Origin of the sequence: Halorubellus amylolyticus (assembly GCF_034808145.1) — an archaeon.
Classification (GTDB): Archaea; Halobacteriota; Halobacteria; order Halobacteriales; family Natrialbaceae; genus Halorubellus.
This window is the reverse complement of the sequence record NZ_JAXHGM010000003.1, coordinates 249,874-264,787: the sequence shown is the minus strand read 5'-3', so window position 1 is coordinate 264,787 and position 14,914 is coordinate 249,874. Positions and strand designations below refer to the sequence as shown.

Sequence of the window (14,914 nt, the reverse complement as noted above, 5' to 3'; positions counted from 1 at the left end):
GCGGGATGGTGCTCGCGGACCGCGTCCGGGCATCGCGTCGGTGGAGCGCACTCAAACGACCGTTTGAGCGAACGCTTCTTTGAAGTATCGAGACACGGTACAATCGCGTGGTGCTTCGGTCCGCCTGACCGAACCGCCGGCGCGATCGCCCGTCGTCGCCGGCCCCACGCCCGAGTCGACTGCCCATCGACCACGGGGGAAGCGGTCGGGGCGCCTGCCAGGACGCCCCGGCCGGTCGGAGCACCAGCCTGTCTGACACACCGCGTCGACGCGTCGCGCTCGCCCTGCCCGCCGCGTCGACGCGACCGCAGTTTCCCCACCTCGCGGCGCCGTCCTCGCCGACGAGCGCGACGTATCGCCAGCAGGGAGGCCAATCCTTATGCGACCGAGCGAGAAATGGCGAGTGATGACGGTACCCGACTGGTCCCCGTCAGACGACCGGACGCTGGTCCCCCCGCCGGCGGCGTTCGAGGGGCGGACGACGCCGTCCGTCGACGACAGGGCGTCGTTCGACGCGGACTGGCCGGACGCGTGGACGGCCGCCGCCGGCCTGCTCGACTGGGACGCGACCTACGACGACGTGCTGGCGACCGGCGCGGCCGGAGGACCGCCCTTCGAGTGGTTCCGGGGTGGCGAGTTGAACGCGTGCGCGAACTGCGTCGACCGACACGTGCCCGAGCGCGGTGACGCGGTCGCACTCGAGTGGAACGGCCACCTCGGCGAATCGCGGACGTACACGTACCGCGAGCTGCACGCGGAGGTGAACGCGGTCGCCGCCGGCCTCCGGGACCTCGGCGTCGAGGCTGACGACGTCGTGACGACGTACCTCCCCGCGGTGCCGGCGGTCGTCGTGACGATGCTCGCGTGCGCTCGCCTCGGCGCGGTCCATAACGTCGTGTTCGCGGGGTTCTCCGCGGACGCGCTGGCGACCCGCATGGAGCGCGCGGACTCCCGGTATCTCGTGACGAGCGACGGCTACTATCGCCGCGGGGAGGCGGTCGACCAGCGGCGGCGCGCGGACAACGCGACGATGTCGCTGTCGTACGACCTGGACGCGACGGTCGTCGTCGACCGGCTCGGCACCGACCCGGACGTCGACCGCGAGGGCCGGTACGCGTACGACGACCTCGTGGCGGCGAACGCCGACGCGACCGTGACGCCGGTGTCGCGTGCGGCGACCGACCCCCTGTTCCGCATCTACACGTCCGGGACGACGGGCGAACCGAAGAGCGTGACGCACACGACCGGCGGGTACCTCGCGCAGGTCGCGTGGTCGACCGAGCGCGTCCTCGACGTTACTGCGGACACGACGGTGTGGAGTACGGCGGACCCGGGCTGGATCACGGGGCACTCCTACGGCGTCTACGGGCCGCTCGCGCTCGGCGCGACGACGGTCCTGACGGAGTGGAGTCCGGACGCGGTCGACCGCGACCGCCCGTGGGCGCTCGTCGAGGCCCTCGACGTGGAGGTGTTCTACACGGCACCGACGGTCGTTCGGTCGTTCGCGAAGTGGGGCGCGGAGCACCCGGCGCGCCACGACCTGTCGTCGCTGCGCGTGCTGGGGAGCGTCGGCGAGCCGTTCGACGCGGAGACGTGGCAGTGGTACTTCGAGCACGTCGGCGGCGAGGAGTGCCCGGTCGTGGACACGTGGTGGCAGACCGAGACCGGGGCCGTCCTCCTGTCGACGCTCCCGGCCGTGGACGACGCGAAGCCGGGGTCGGTCGGGCGGCCGCTCGCGGGCGTGTCGGTGTCCGTCCGCGACGGCGCCGGCGACCCGGTCGACTCGGGCGTTCGCGGGTGGTTGACCGTCGACCGACCGTGGCCGGCGATGGCGCGCGAGCTCGCGACCGGGACGGAGTGGGGCGAACGCGTCGCTGCGGAGTCGACGGCGCTCGACGACCCCGAGGGTGCTGCCGGTGCGAGCGCCGGATGGTGGTATCGCGTCGGCGACGAGGCGACCGTCGACGACGCCGGGTACGTGACGGTGCTGGGGCGCGCGGACGACGTGGTGAACGTCGACGGCAGGCGGTTCAGTACCGGCGAGATCGAGCACGCGCTCGTCGAGGTCGACGGGGTCGCGGAGGCGGCGGTCATCGCGCGCGACGACCCGGAGTCGGGGAACGCGCTCGTCGCGTACGTCACGACCGACGACGACCGGACGGACGTGTCGACGCTCCGGGGGGCGCTCGACGAGGCGGTCGCGGCCGCCATCGGCGCGGGCGCGCGCCTCGACCAGGTCGTGTTCACGCCGGACCTCCCGAAGACGCGCTCCGGGAAGATCATGCGCCGGCTCCTCGAGGACATCGCGAACGGCGAGTCCTACGGCGACACGAGCGCGCTCCGCAACCCCGAGGTCGTCGGGGAACTGGAAGCCCGCCACGAGGACTGACGGAGCGGTCGAGGCGGCGGTTCGACTGTGGTCTCGACCCGTACCCGCGTGCGGGTCGACCATTTCACGAGCGAGTCTGACAGCGTCGTCTCCACCTCCCCGCGGGCCACCTCGGCCCGACGGGCGACGATTCTTCGTGTTCAGTAGAGAAGCGAAATGAGACTTGGAGAAGATGTTCCGGTCAGCGCAATCAGCGCCGTTTCTCTGGCGTTTCAGCCCCTAGAATTATTGCGCTTCATCAGCTATCGCGAAACGTGGTCGACCCGCTCTCGGACGCCGACTACGCGCGGCTCCGCCGGCACGCCCGCACGCACCGCGAGGACCTCGTGGTCCGGCTCTGCGGGGAGGCAGGCCTTCGCCCGGCCGAGGTAGCGTCGCTCGAACCGAGCGACGTGGGCGCGGTCGACGGGACGACGGTGGCGTCGGTCGACGACCACGCGACGGTGCTCCCGGCGGGGGTCGCGCACGACGTCGAGAAGTACGCCGCGTCGAACGACGTCGGCGACGACGACCGACTCGTCGACGTCTCCGCGCGACGCGTCCAGATGCTCGTCCGCGAGGTCGCCGACCGCGCCGCGTCCGAGACCGGCGACGACCGGTTCCGCGAGGTCGACTCGCGGTCGCTCCGCGAGCACTTCGTCGTCTCCCTGCTCCGCCAGGGCGTGGACGTGCGCGTCGTCGCCGCCGTCGCGGGGTTCGAGAGCGTCGCCGGGCTCGTTCCGTACCTCGACGACCCGGGTCCCGCGGAGATCGCCGCCGCGCTCGACGACGCCGCCGCGCTCGCCGTCGACGACGACGAGACGCCGGAGCCGGTGCGGCGCGCGGCCGCGGTCCTCGCAGCCGTCGGCGACGCGCTCGGCGACCAGGAATCCCCTGCGGCACTGTTCGAGACGGTCGTCGACCGAATCGCGAGCACGGACGGCTACCGGTACGCGTGGGTCGGTCGTCGGACCGACGACGACGCGACCGCGGACGTCGTCGCGAACGCCGGCGTCGACCCCGCCGTCGCGGCAGCCGAACTTCGAAACGACCGGGGAGAGGGTGGCGCGGACGACACGACCCAGCGCGCCGAAGCGACCGAGGGGGAGAGCGAAGGCGAAGGCGAAGGCGAGCGCGGTCGCGTCCGCAGGTTCGATCGCGACCGCGGCGGCGTCGTCACGCTCCCCGTCGGCGAGTTCGAGGGGGTCGCGTACGCGCTCGGGCTCGGCGTCGAGCGCGTCCCCGAGCCGGACGGGACGGTGGAGGCGCTCCACGACGCGCTCGGCGCGCTCGTCGCTCGCGCGTTCGAGGCGACCCGTCGACGGCGGCGGCTCGTCGCGGACGTCGTCACCGAGCTCCGGTTCGACGTCCACGACCGGGACGCGGTCCTCGTCGCGCTCGCCGACTCGCTCGACACGACCGTCGAGGTCACCGGCGTCGTCCCCGGCGGCCCCGGACTCGTCCTGTACGCGGCGGTCGCCGACGTCGCACCGACCGACGTCGTCGACGCGGTCGACGCCGACGACGCGGACCGCGTGGTGCGCGTCCGGTACGTCGACGACGGCGACGACGGCCCGGTCTTCGAGTTCGTGGTCCGTGACTCGCCGGCGCGCACGCTCGTCGACCTCGACGCACGCGTCCGGTCGTACCGCGTCGACGCGGACGGTGGTCGACTGACCGCGGTCGTCCCCGCGGACGCCGACGTCAGAGCGGTGCGGGACGCGCTTCGTGACGCGTGGCCGGACTCCGCACTCGTCGGCCAGGAGACCGTCGAGCGGACCATCGAGCACGCCCGCGGGTTCGCGGACCGACTGCGCGACGACCTCACCGACCGCCAGCTCGCAGTCCTCCAGTCCGCGTACCACGGCGGGTACTTCCAGTGGCCCCGCGAGTCCACGGGCGAGGAGCTCGCCGACTCGCTCGACGTCGCCGCACCGACCCTCCACAACCACCTGCGGGTCGCGCAGCGCAAGCTCCTCGACGCCTTCTTCGAGTCCTGACGGCTCGGCTGGCCGCGGGCCGGCGACGACCACGGCCGGCGACGACCACGGCCAGCGACGACCACGGCCGGCCGACGCCGGGTAGCGAGCGCGTTCAGGTTCCGAGTATCGAGTGTCACCTAGCGGCGAGCGGCCCTGTGAGACGGTGACTATCTGTTTAGGCGCGAGGGTCGCGTCGCGTCGACCGTGATGGCGGGACCGGTCGCTACCGAGGACACCCCGTTCGCCAACGTCGAGCCCGTTTCGTCGCGTTTCTCGCGGGTTCCGGGAGTCCATCACGGTCGTTCCCCGGATTAGTTACCGTTCTTTTTACGTCGGGTGTCGCGGTGCGAGGTATGTCGGGCGAGACCGAACATAGCATCGAGGCACGCACCGCGGACGCCGACGAGTTCGAACCGCCGGTGTCGTTCGTCGAGGGGGCGAACGTCACCGACCCGGAGATATACGACGACTTCGCCGAGGAGTGGCCCGAGTGCTGGGAGCAGGCCGCCGCACTCCTCGACTGGGACACCGAGTACGACACCGTCCTGGACGACTCCAACCCGCCGTTCTTCGAGTGGTTCACCGGCGGCGAGTTGAACGCGAGCTACAACGCCCTCGACCGCCACCTCGACGACCGCGGCGACGAAGCCGCGATCGAGTGGGTCGGCGAGCCCACCGACGAGGCGAACCGGACGTACACGTACAGCGAACTCCACCGCGAGGTCAACGAGTTCGCGGCCGCGCTCCGCGACCTCGGCGTCGGCGAGGGCGACGTCGTCACGATGTACATGCCGATGGTCCCCGAGCTCCCGGTCGCGATGCTCGCATGCGCTCGCATCGGCGCCCCCCACAGCGTCGTGTTCGCTGGTTTCTCCGCGGACGCGCTCGCGACCCGGATGAACAGCGCCGACAGCGAGTACCTCGTCACGTGCGACGGCTACTACCGCCGCGGCGACGCTCTGGAGCACAAGGCGAAGGCCGACGAGGGCGTCGCCGGCGTCGACCACGACGTGACGAGCGTCGTCGTCGACCGGCTCGGCGACACCTACGACCACTCGATGCGCGACGGCGGCGGGGACGCTGACGCGGCCGGTGGCGACCACGACTACGACGACCTCGTCGCCGAGCACGCGGGCGCCGACGTCGAACCCGTGAGCCGGGACGCCGAGGACATGCTGTTCCTCATGTACACGTCGGGCACCACGGGCGAGCCGAAGGGCGTGAAGCACACGACGGGCGGGTACCTGTCGTGGGTCACGTGGACGAGTCAGGCGGTGCTCGACGTCAAGCCCGAGGACACGTACTGGTGTTCCGCCGACATCGGGTGGATCACGGGGCACTCCTACATCGTCTACGGGCCGCTGAGTCTGGGGACGACGACCGTGATGTACGAGGGGACGCCGGACTACCCCGAGAAGGACCGGATGTGGGAGATCGTCGACGAGTACGAGACCACCCAGCTGTACACCGCGCCGACCGCGATCCGCGCGTTCATGAAGTGGGGTGAGCGCTATCCCGCCGAGCACGACCTCTCCAGCCTCCGGCTGCTGGGGACCGTCGGCGAACCCATCAACCCCCGCGCGTGGAAGTGGTACTACGAGCACGTCGGGAACGAGGAGTGCCCGGTCGTGGACACGTGGTGGCAGACCGAGACCGGCGGCATGATGATCACCACGCTCCCCGGCGTGAAGGACATGAAACCGGGCGCCGCGGGCCCGCCGCTGCCGGGGATGGACGTGAACGTCGTCGACGCCGTCGGCGACCCGGTCGACGCCGGCGAAGCCGGATACCTAACCGTCGACAAGCCCTGGCCGGGGATGCTCCGCACGCTCTACCAGAACGACGACCGCTACGTCCAGGAGTACTGGGCGGAGTACTCCGACACCGACAGCGACGACCCCGACGACTGGACCTACTTCCCCGAGGACGGCGCCAAGATCGACGACGACGGCTACATCACCGTCCTCGGCCGCGTCGACGACGTCATCAACGTCTCCGGCCATCGCCTCGGCACCATGGAGATCGAGAGCGCCATCGTCGGCGTCGACGGCGTCGCCGAAGCCGCCGTCGTCGGCGGGAACCACCCGGTGAAGGGCGAGGCCGTGCACGCGTACGTCATCACGGAGGACGACGCCGAGGGCGGCGAGGACCTCCGCGAGCGCATCGTCGCTGGCGTCGAGGACGCCATCGGGCCCATCGCCCGCCCCGAAGCCGTCGTCTTCACGCCCGAACTCCCGAAGACGCGCTCCGGGAAGATCATGCGCCGCCTCCTCGAGGACATCGCGAACGGCGACGACCTCGGGAACACCTCGACGCTCCGCAACCCCGACATCGTCGAGGACATCCAGGCCGCCGTCGACGCGGGAGGTGACTGACCGGGCGGCCACGCACTCGCCGACGCCTCCCCAGGTTCCTCTGGGACGAAGAATCGACCGACAAGAACCGACCGACGACCCGCGACGTTTCCGGCGCCGACAGCAGACCTCGACCAGCGACCGACCAACGCACACAGCATGAGAGACACTGACTCACAACGCGAGTCGACCACGACCCGCGAACCGACCGACGCATCGACCGAGTCGACCGACAGCGAAGGAATCCCGGCCTCGACCGAGTCGACCGACAGCGAAGGAACCGCCGTCCCGGCCGAATCGACCACCATCGAAGGAACGACGACCCCGACCGAACATCCCAACGACCCGGCGGCGCCGCATCCGCGGACCGACGGCGGGACCGTCGCGGCGACCGACGCCCCCGCGACAGACCACGCCGAGGTCGACTACCTCGAACGCGAGGTGAACATCTTCACGCCGTCGACGCCGTTCATGCGCGACCACCTCCGCGTCGTCTGGGCGATGTTCGCCGCGTGGACGGTCGTCGTCTTCGGGCCCGTGACCGCGACCGCGCTCGCACCCGACGTGATGACGAGCATCACGATCATCGGGTTCCCGCTGCACTACCTCACCACCGCCATCGGCGCACCCACCGGTGCGCTCGTGCTCTCGTTCGTGTACGCCCGCAAGCGCGACCAGCTCGACGAGAAGTACGGTATCGACCACGGCACCGGCGCCGCCGGTGAGAGCGACGACGACGCGCCCGCGGAACCGACCGCGGCCGACGGCGGGGTGGAGCAATGACGCTCGCCACCGCGGCGACCGAGCTGCCGTTACAGCTCCTCCCGGACGCCCTGAACGGCTCGTTCAAGCTCGTGCCCGCGATCATGGTCACGGGGATGCTCCTCCTGTTCCTCGGCATCGGGTACGCGTTCCGCGTCGCCGACACCGACGACCTCTGGGTCGCCGGGCGCTCCATCGGGAACGTCGAGAACGGCATGGCCATCGGCGCGAACTGGATGAGCGCGGCGTCCTACCTCGGGATGGCGGCACTCATCGCGCTCAGCGGGTACTACGGGCTCGCGTTCGTCGTCGGCTGGTCCGCGGGGTACTTCATCCTCCTCATCTTCCTCGCCGCGCAGATGCGGCGGTTCGGGAAGTACACCGCGCCCGACTTCGTCGGCGACCGGTTCGACTCCGACACCGCGCGCGCCATCGCCGCCCTCACCACCATCCTCATCGGGTTCGTGTACGCCGTCGGGCAAGCACGCGGCATGGGGCTCGTCGGCATCTACGTCTTCGGCGGCGATTACGCGACGATGGTCGTCCTCCTCATGGCCATCACCGTCGGGTACCTCGCGCTCTCCGGGATGCTCGGCGCGACGAAGAACATGGCCGTCCAGTACGTCATCCTCATCGTCGCGTTCCTCGCCGGCCTCTACGCCGTCGGGTTCACGCAGGGCTACTCCACCGTGCTCCCCCAGATAGAGTACGGGATGCTCTTCGACCAGCTCGGCCGCGAGTTCACCGAACCGTTCACGAGCGGTAGCTACTACCTCTGGATCGCGACCGCGTTCAGCCTCATCGTCGGCACGTGCGGGCTCCCGCACGTCCTCGTTCGGTTCTACACCGTCGAATCCGAACGGACCGCGCGCTGGTCGACCGTCTGGGGCCTGTTCTTCATCTGCCTGCTGTACCTCTCCGCGCCCGCGTTCGCCGCGTTCGGCACGGACCTCTACGCGGAGAACGTCGGCGCGGTGTACGGCGCGAGCGGCATGAGCGGCGCCGAGGGCGACGTCATCGTCGTCATCGCGAGCCAGCTCGCGAACCTCCCGACGTGGTTCGTCGGCCTCGTCGCCGCCGGCGGCATCGCCGCCGCCATCGCGACGACCGCCGGACTGTTCATCGCCGCCTCCTCCGCGGCGGCGCACGACATCTACACGAACATCGTCAACCCGGACGCGACCCAGCGCCAGCAGCTCCTCGTCGGTCGCGCGACCATCGTCGGCCTCGGCGCACTCGTCACGGTGTTCGCGCTCGACCCGCCCGCGCTCGTCGGCGAACTCGTCTCGTACGCGTTCAGTCTCGCCGGGCTCGTCCTGTTCCCGATGTTCTTCCTCGGGCTCTGGTGGGAAAACACGAACCGCCAGGGCGCGCTCGCCGGGATGACGACCGGCCTGCTCATCTGGTTCACGGCGATCATCAACGAGGTGCTGCCCGCGTACGTCGGGTTCCTCGGTGACGCCGCCGGGGACGCGGGCGCCATCGTCCCGCTGTACGCGGACGTGTTCCCCGCCATCGGCGCCGCACTCGCCGGAACGCCCGTCGTGTTCGCGGTCACCATCGCGGTGTCGTACGTGACCGATGAACCGAGCGAGGAGATAAAGCGCATCGTCCGGCAGTGCCACAGCCCCGAGCCGATGGGCCAACAGCAGTCCGCCGAGGACGTCGTCGGGAACAGCGGAAACGGTGGTGTGGCGACCGACGGTGGACGCGACGCTGCCGCCGACGGTGAGAGCGACGGAAGAACCGACGGCGGCGCGGAGACGGAGGAGATGTGACCATGTACGAGCACGTACTCGTCCCGACCGACGGTAGCGAGACGGCAGAGCACGCGGTCGACGAAGCGCTCGAGGTGGCGTCGCGGTTCGACGCGACGGTCTCCGCGCTGTACGTCGTCGACACGGACTCGGTCGGTATCAGTCTCGGCACGGAGCAGGTCGACCGCATCCGCCAGGGTCGCTTCGGCGAGATGGACGACCTCGAGAGTCGCGCGAGCGACGCGACGCGGTTCGTCGCGGAGCGCGCTCGCGAACGCGGCCTCGACGTCGAGGAGCACGCACGCGCCGGTCGGCCCGCGTCGGTCATCGCCGACTTCGCCGACGACGAGAACGTCGACCTCATCGTGATGGGGAGTCACGGCCGCAGCGGCCTGTCGCGGGTCGTCCTCGGGAGCGTCACCGAGCACGTCCTCAGGGAGACCCACAGGTCAGTGCTCGTCGTCGACACCGGCCACGACGACGCGGAGGTCGACGACGGATGACCTCCCGCACCGCTCGCGTCCGCGAGCACCTCGTCGAGAACCGCGAGACCGTGCTCGCCGACCTCGCGTTCGCGGTCGTCTGGGTCGCCGCCGTCACGCTCCTGTTCGACGTCCTGCAGGGACCGCAGTGGGTCTACCACCTGACGCTCGCCGGCGGCGTGGTCGCCCACTACGGGTTCTTCTCGTCGCTCGACGCCGCCGTAGACGACTGACCGGCCACGACCACATCCCCGTTTCTCGGAGCGTGGCATTACGACGGTCGGCGTCGTAGTACCGCCATGGACCTCGAGCTGGTGGTCTCCCGGGCGAAGTCGACGTGGACCGTCTTCGGCGAGCGGAACGTCACGTTCCTCGCCGGGAGCATCGCGTACAGTGCGTTCGTGTCGCTGGTCCCGCTACTGCTGTTCTTCTTCCTCGTCGTGTCCGTGCTCGGCGCACCCGAACTCCAGGGACGCATCGTCGACGTGACGACCGAGAGCGTGTCGCCGGCCGTCGGCGGCGTCATCGAGGTGATGATCGCGTCGCAGGCCGACGCGAGCACCGGTTCGACCGTCGGTGCGTCCGTCATCGGCGCGCTCACGCTCGCCTGGGGCGCCATCAAGGTGTTCCGGGGGCTCGACACCGCGTTCTCCACGATATACGGGACGACCGCGGCCGGGTCGTTCGTCGGACAGCTCGAGAAGATCCTGCTGGTTCTCGCGACGCTGACCGCCGGTATCGTCGCGATGGTCGGCGCGACCAGCATCGTCGCCTTCGTCTCGACGGTCCCGCTGCTCGGCGTCCTCGTCCCGCTCGTGCTCGTCGGCGCGCTCGTCGTCGCGTTCCTCCCGATGTACTACCTCTTCCCGGACGTCGACCACGAACCGCGCGACGTCCTCCCAGGAGCGATCATCGCGGCCGTGGGCTGGACGGTGCTCCAGGTGCTGTTCCAGGTGTACGCCTCCCTCGGCGGCGAGGAGAGCAACCTCATCGCGAGCATCCTCCTGTTCGTCACGTGGCTGTACTTCACCGGCGTCGTCCTCCTGTTCGGTGCGACCTACAACGCGGTCCTCCTCGCCCAATCGGACGCGACCGCCGCCGCTGGGGGCGAGGCGATCGACAGGACCGAGAACGCGTAGGGACGGCGAGCGAAGGAACCGACCATCAGAATCAGCCAGCCCACCCGCACTTACGCGGACCGCACGCTGAACGAGTTCTGAGCGACGCTTCGGCGACCAGCGGGCTCGATTCCGTGACGACTCACTCGCTCCCGGCGGTCGTGACGGTCACCGGCCGGTCGGTGTTCAGGAGGACCTCCTGCGTGACGCTCCCGAACAGGATCTTGCCGGCGGGCGAACGCTTCCGACCGCCGAGGACGATCTGGTCCGCGTCGACCTGCTCGCCGACGTCGATGATGTCCTGCGCCACCTCGCCGCTGTCCTCCTGGATGTGATAGTCCACGCCCGCCTCGTCGAGGATCTCCATCACCCGGCGGACCGCGTCCACGCGGGTCGGCGAATCGAACCGCTTCATCTCCTCGGGCGTATCCGGCGAGCGCTCCCGGCCGGTGAACACGAAGAGGACGTACGCTTCGACGTCCGCGCCGTCCTCGGCGAGGGACGCGACGAAGTCAGCCTGGCTGAGCGCTCGGTCGACGTTCAGATGGACCGGAAGGAGTACACGATGCATATCGACGCCTTCACTCGCCGCCGTCTTATAACTGCGTGCCAGTTTCGACGTCCGGCGAACGCGTACGCGCCCCCGGCAGGAGGGAAACCACGCCCGCCGACGCCGTCACTCCGGGTGCGCGAGCCGTTCGACGTCGTACCCGGCGTCGCGGATACCCGCGAGCAGCTGGTCGGCGTGCTCGCGTCCGGCCGCTTCGACGCGGAACATCAGGTACGCGTCGCTGACGCCGAGGTCGTCGACCGCGCGCTCGTGGCGGACCGACCGGATGTTCGCGCCCCTGTCCGCGAGCACCCGCGACACCTCCGCCATCTTCCCCGGACGGTCCTGGATGCGGACGCGGAGATGCAGGAGCTGGTGGCGCGCCGCTTGCGCGTGCGTGAGGACCTCCTGGAGCGCGGACACGTCGATGTTCCCGCCACACAGCAGCGGGACCACCGTCTCACCCGCGACGTCCAGGTCCTCCGAGAGCAACGCGGCCGTACTCACCGCACCCGCCCCCTCGACGAGTTGCTTCGCGCGCTCCAACAGGAGGAGGATGGCCTGCGCGATACGGTCGTCGCTCACCGTCACCACCTCGTCGACGTACGCGTCGATGTGCTCGTACGTCAGCTCGCAGATACCGCCGGTCGCGATGCCGTCCGCGATCGTCTGCGGGTCCGGGTTCCCCACCGGCTCGCCCTTCTGCAGGCTGTCCGGGACCGTCGCCGCCTGGTCGGCCTGCACGCCCACGATGCGGACGCTCGGGTCGCGCTCCTTGATCGCGGTCGCGACACCGGAGATGAGACCACCGCCGCCGATCGGAGCGACGACCGTGTCCACGTCCGGGAACTGCTCGTACAGTTCGAGCCCGAGCGTCCCCTGCCCCGCGACGATAGCGGGGTCGTCGTACGCGTGCACGAACTCCCAGCCGTGCTCGGCTTCGAGCTCTCGCGCGTGCGAGACGGCCTCCTGGAACTGCTGTCCGACGAGTTCCACGTCCGCGCCGTAGCTCCGCGTCGCGTCCACCTTCGCTTGCGGCGCCGTCTCCGGCATCACGATCGTCGACTCGATGTCGTTCGTCGTCGCCGCCAGCGCCACGCCCTGCGCGTGATTCCCCGCACTCGCCGCGACCACGCGACCCGAGAACGAGTCGTCCGCCGCGAGCAGACTGATCTTGTTGTGCGCCCCACGCGTCTTGAACGACCCCGTCCGCTGGAAGTGCTCCATCTTCAGGTGGACGTCCGCGTTCGCGCGCTCAGAGAGGCTCCGCGAGTGCTCGATAGGCGTCTTCTCCACGATGTGCGTGTCCCGGACGCGGTCGCGTGCCGCCTCGATATCCGGGAGTGAGACGCGAGTCATATCCAAGCGTCCACGCGCCCTCGCCTTGAACGTACGCAATTCAGAATCGAGTACCATCTGCGTCGACACCCCGCAAGCGACCGGTAACCGGTGGACGCCGCGACCGCGGCCGCGGTCAGCGGGCGCCCGCGACCCCGCTGCCGATGGCCGCGCCGCAGTCGCCGCACGCGACGAGATAGAACCGCTTCGAGGCCTTGAAGAAGCCGGTCTCGGCGCCCATGTCCGCGAACTCGACGTCCTCCTGCCGTTCGAGCGTCGCGTCGCACTCCGGACAGTGAACCATACCCGACCGTTCCAGCAGGTGATACAAATGCTTTGTCGTCACTGCGCGCCCGCGGCACCGCCGCCACCGCCGCCCGCACCCGCGACACCGCTTCCGAGCGAGTACCCGCAGTGCGCGCACTCGACGACGTAGAACCGCTTCGACGCGCGAACGATACCGATGCGTGACTCCGTGTCATCGAACTCGACGTCGTCCATCGACTCGAGCGTCGTGTCGCACTCCGGACAGTGCACCATGTCGGCTACTGTTCCCGCACCGAGTATAACAGTATGCTTCTCCGGACACGCTGGTGTGGGCCGGGCCACGGCGACAGCCAGCGACCCATGGTAGTCTTCGAGAGGATTCCAACGGGCCGCTGAACCTCTCGCGCCCGTAAGACATACCAGGACGAGGACGCTGATGCCTGGTATGTCGCGTCGGCTTCGTCTCTCTCTCTCCGCGAGCGTGCCATCTCTCCCGTCGTCGGCGGCGCGTTGCTCATCGCCATCGTCGTCATCCTCGCGACCATCACCGGCGCGATCATCTTCGGTATCGCCGACGACGAACCGCCGGCGCCCGCGGCACGCCTCCAGCTCGAACCCGGCGGCTCGTGCCAGTTCGAGCTCACGCACCGCGGCGGTGACAGCCTCGACGGCGACCGCATCACCGTCCAGGGGTTGACCGACCCGGACGCGCTCGCCGGACGACGACTGACGGCCGAGGACGCCGTCCCCGTCACGCCCGACGAGTCGACCGTCCGCGTCGTCTGGAACGCCCCGGACGCGAACGCGAATCACGTCCTCCAGACGTTCGACGTCGACCCGAGTACGACCAGCGGCTGGGCGTGCACGAGCGGAAGCGTCCTGACGAGCGACGCGAGCGACCACATCACCGTCCTCCGACCCGGCGAGGACCCGATCGAACTGAGCGCCACCTCCAGCCTCGACGCTCTCGGGTCCGCCGACGTCGACGTCACCGGCGACGGTCGGTCGGACGTCCCGTACGTCACCAGCGGAGACGTCATCGCCATCACGAACGGGACGAACGACTCGACGACGCTCGCGACCAGCAGCGACATCACCGGGACCGTCGAAGGCGCGAAGACCCGCATCACCGCCGCCGCGTGGAACGGGAACGACCCGAGCGTCTACTTCGTGAACGAGAGCCACGACGCCATCTACCGGGTCGCTCCAGGCGAGAGCCCGACCGTCGTCGCCACACCCGGAGACAGCGCCCAGGCGGTGCTCGGGCCCGGCGACGTCGACGGCGACGGCGACCGCGAGCTCCTGTTCTCGGACGGCAGCCAGCATGTCCGATACGTCGAACCGGATGGCTCCATCGAGAAGGTCGAGAACGGCGGGACGGTGTCGAGCCAGGGCATCGGTTCGGGGTCCATCGCCGACTTCGACGACGACGGCGTCGACGTCGTCGTCACCGTCGACGGCAGCAACGACCTCAAGATAGTCGGGGAACCCAGCGGGGAGGGGAAGACGACCATATCGAGCGTCGACGCGGCGCAAGCGCCCGTCACGGTCGCCGACGTCGACGGCGACGGCGACAGCGAGGCCGTCTACGTCTTCACGAGCGGGCACCTCAAGTACGTCGACGACGTCTACGGTTCTCCGACCATCTCGTTCATCAAGGACGGCGATGGCGACAGGTTCGGCGCGGACAACTCGACCGGCGTCGTCTGAGCGAATCGTTCGGCCGAGCCATCACCCATCTCGTCCGACATCACCTTCACCAGACCGTCGAGACCTTCACCTGACCGTCGAGGTGACAAGGGAGTGGCGGAACTCCGGACGCGGTGGTGTTCCGAGGACGTGTAGAGCGAAGCCCTCCCGACGGACGAGACGGCGAGACCCCGGTCGGTGAATGCATTCGTTCGACGGAATCGTTCAGGTAACGGTTCGACGAAGG

The 14,914-nt window shown here is 69.7% G+C and carries 13 protein-coding genes; 9 read left to right on the top strand and 4 right to left on the bottom strand.

Annotation, left to right across the window (positions count from 1 at the left end):
• The first annotated feature begins 406 nt into the window (after positions 1-406).
• The 8 genes from SM754_RS10110 to SM754_RS10075 all read left to right on the top strand — a co-directional run bounded on the left by SM754_RS10110 (position 407) and on the right by SM754_RS10075 (position 10,844).
• Complete coding sequence (locus SM754_RS10110; RefSeq protein WP_323676102.1) at positions 407-2,389, top strand: acetate--CoA ligase; 1,983 nt, start codon at positions 407-409, stop codon at positions 2,387-2,389.
• A gap of 254 nt (positions 2,390-2,643) precedes the next feature.
• Positions 2,644-4,368, top strand: coding sequence for a bacterio-opsin activator domain-containing protein (locus SM754_RS10105; protein ID WP_323676101.1), 1,725 nt, complete (start codon positions 2,644-2,646; stop codon positions 4,366-4,368).
• A gap of 335 nt (positions 4,369-4,703) precedes the next feature.
• Entirely contained in the window at positions 4,704-6,725 is a 2,022-nt protein-coding gene (acs, locus tag SM754_RS10100) for an acetate--CoA ligase (protein WP_323676100.1), read from the top strand.
• A 285-nt stretch (positions 6,726-7,010) separates the two neighbouring features.
• Positions 7,011-7,487, top strand: coding sequence for a DUF4212 domain-containing protein (locus SM754_RS10095; protein WP_501993776.1), 477 nt, complete (start codon positions 7,011-7,013; stop codon positions 7,485-7,487).
• Complete coding sequence (locus SM754_RS10090) at positions 7,484-9,244, top strand: VC_2705 family sodium/solute symporter (protein WP_323676099.1); 1,761 nt, start codon at positions 7,484-7,486, stop codon at positions 9,242-9,244. Before SM754_RS10095 ends, SM754_RS10090 begins: the two co-directional genes overlap by 4 nt.
• Positions 9,245-9,246: 2 nt before the next feature.
• On the top strand, positions 9,247-9,726 hold the full coding sequence (locus SM754_RS10085; RefSeq protein WP_323676098.1) for a universal stress protein: 480 nt from the start codon (positions 9,247-9,249) through the stop codon (positions 9,724-9,726).
• Entirely contained in the window at positions 9,723-9,938 is a 216-nt protein-coding gene (locus tag SM754_RS10080; RefSeq protein WP_323676097.1) for a DUF8119 family protein, read from the top strand. The genes SM754_RS10085 and SM754_RS10080 overlap by 4 nt, the downstream gene beginning before the upstream one ends.
• A gap of 66 nt (positions 9,939-10,004) precedes the next feature.
• Positions 10,005-10,844: a YihY/virulence factor BrkB family protein gene (locus SM754_RS10075; protein ID WP_323676096.1), complete on the top strand. Its 840-nt coding sequence runs from the start codon at positions 10,005-10,007 to the stop codon at positions 10,842-10,844.
• Between the two features lie 121 nt (positions 10,845-10,965).
• Here the strand turns inward: SM754_RS10075 and SM754_RS10070 are convergent, their stop codons facing one another.
• The 4 genes from SM754_RS10070 to SM754_RS10055 all read right to left on the bottom strand — a co-directional run bounded on the left by SM754_RS10070 (position 10,966) and on the right by SM754_RS10055 (position 13,251).
• Positions 10,966-11,394, bottom strand: a complete 429-nt coding sequence (locus SM754_RS10070) for a universal stress protein (protein ID WP_323676095.1) — start codon at positions 11,392-11,394, stop codon at positions 10,966-10,968.
• Between the two features lie 105 nt (positions 11,395-11,499).
• Positions 11,500-12,732: a threonine ammonia-lyase gene (gene ilvA, locus SM754_RS10065; RefSeq protein WP_323676094.1), complete on the bottom strand. Its 1,233-nt coding sequence runs from the start codon at positions 12,730-12,732 to the stop codon at positions 11,500-11,502.
• A gap of 115 nt (positions 12,733-12,847) precedes the next feature.
• Positions 12,848-13,015, bottom strand: coding sequence for a hypothetical protein (locus SM754_RS10060; protein ID WP_323676093.1), 168 nt, complete (start codon positions 13,013-13,015; stop codon positions 12,848-12,850).
• Positions 13,016-13,053: 38 nt separating this feature from the next.
• Positions 13,054-13,251: a hypothetical protein gene (locus SM754_RS10055; RefSeq protein WP_323676092.1), complete on the bottom strand. Its 198-nt coding sequence runs from the start codon at positions 13,249-13,251 to the stop codon at positions 13,054-13,056.
• A 213-nt stretch (positions 13,252-13,464) separates the two neighbouring features.
• Here SM754_RS10055 and SM754_RS10050 point away from each other — a divergent pair, with 213 nt between their 5' ends.
• Positions 13,465-14,688: a type IV pilin N-terminal domain-containing protein gene (locus SM754_RS10050; protein WP_323676308.1), complete on the top strand. Its 1,224-nt coding sequence runs from the start codon at positions 13,465-13,467 to the stop codon at positions 14,686-14,688.
• Positions 14,689-14,914 lie beyond the last annotated feature (226 nt).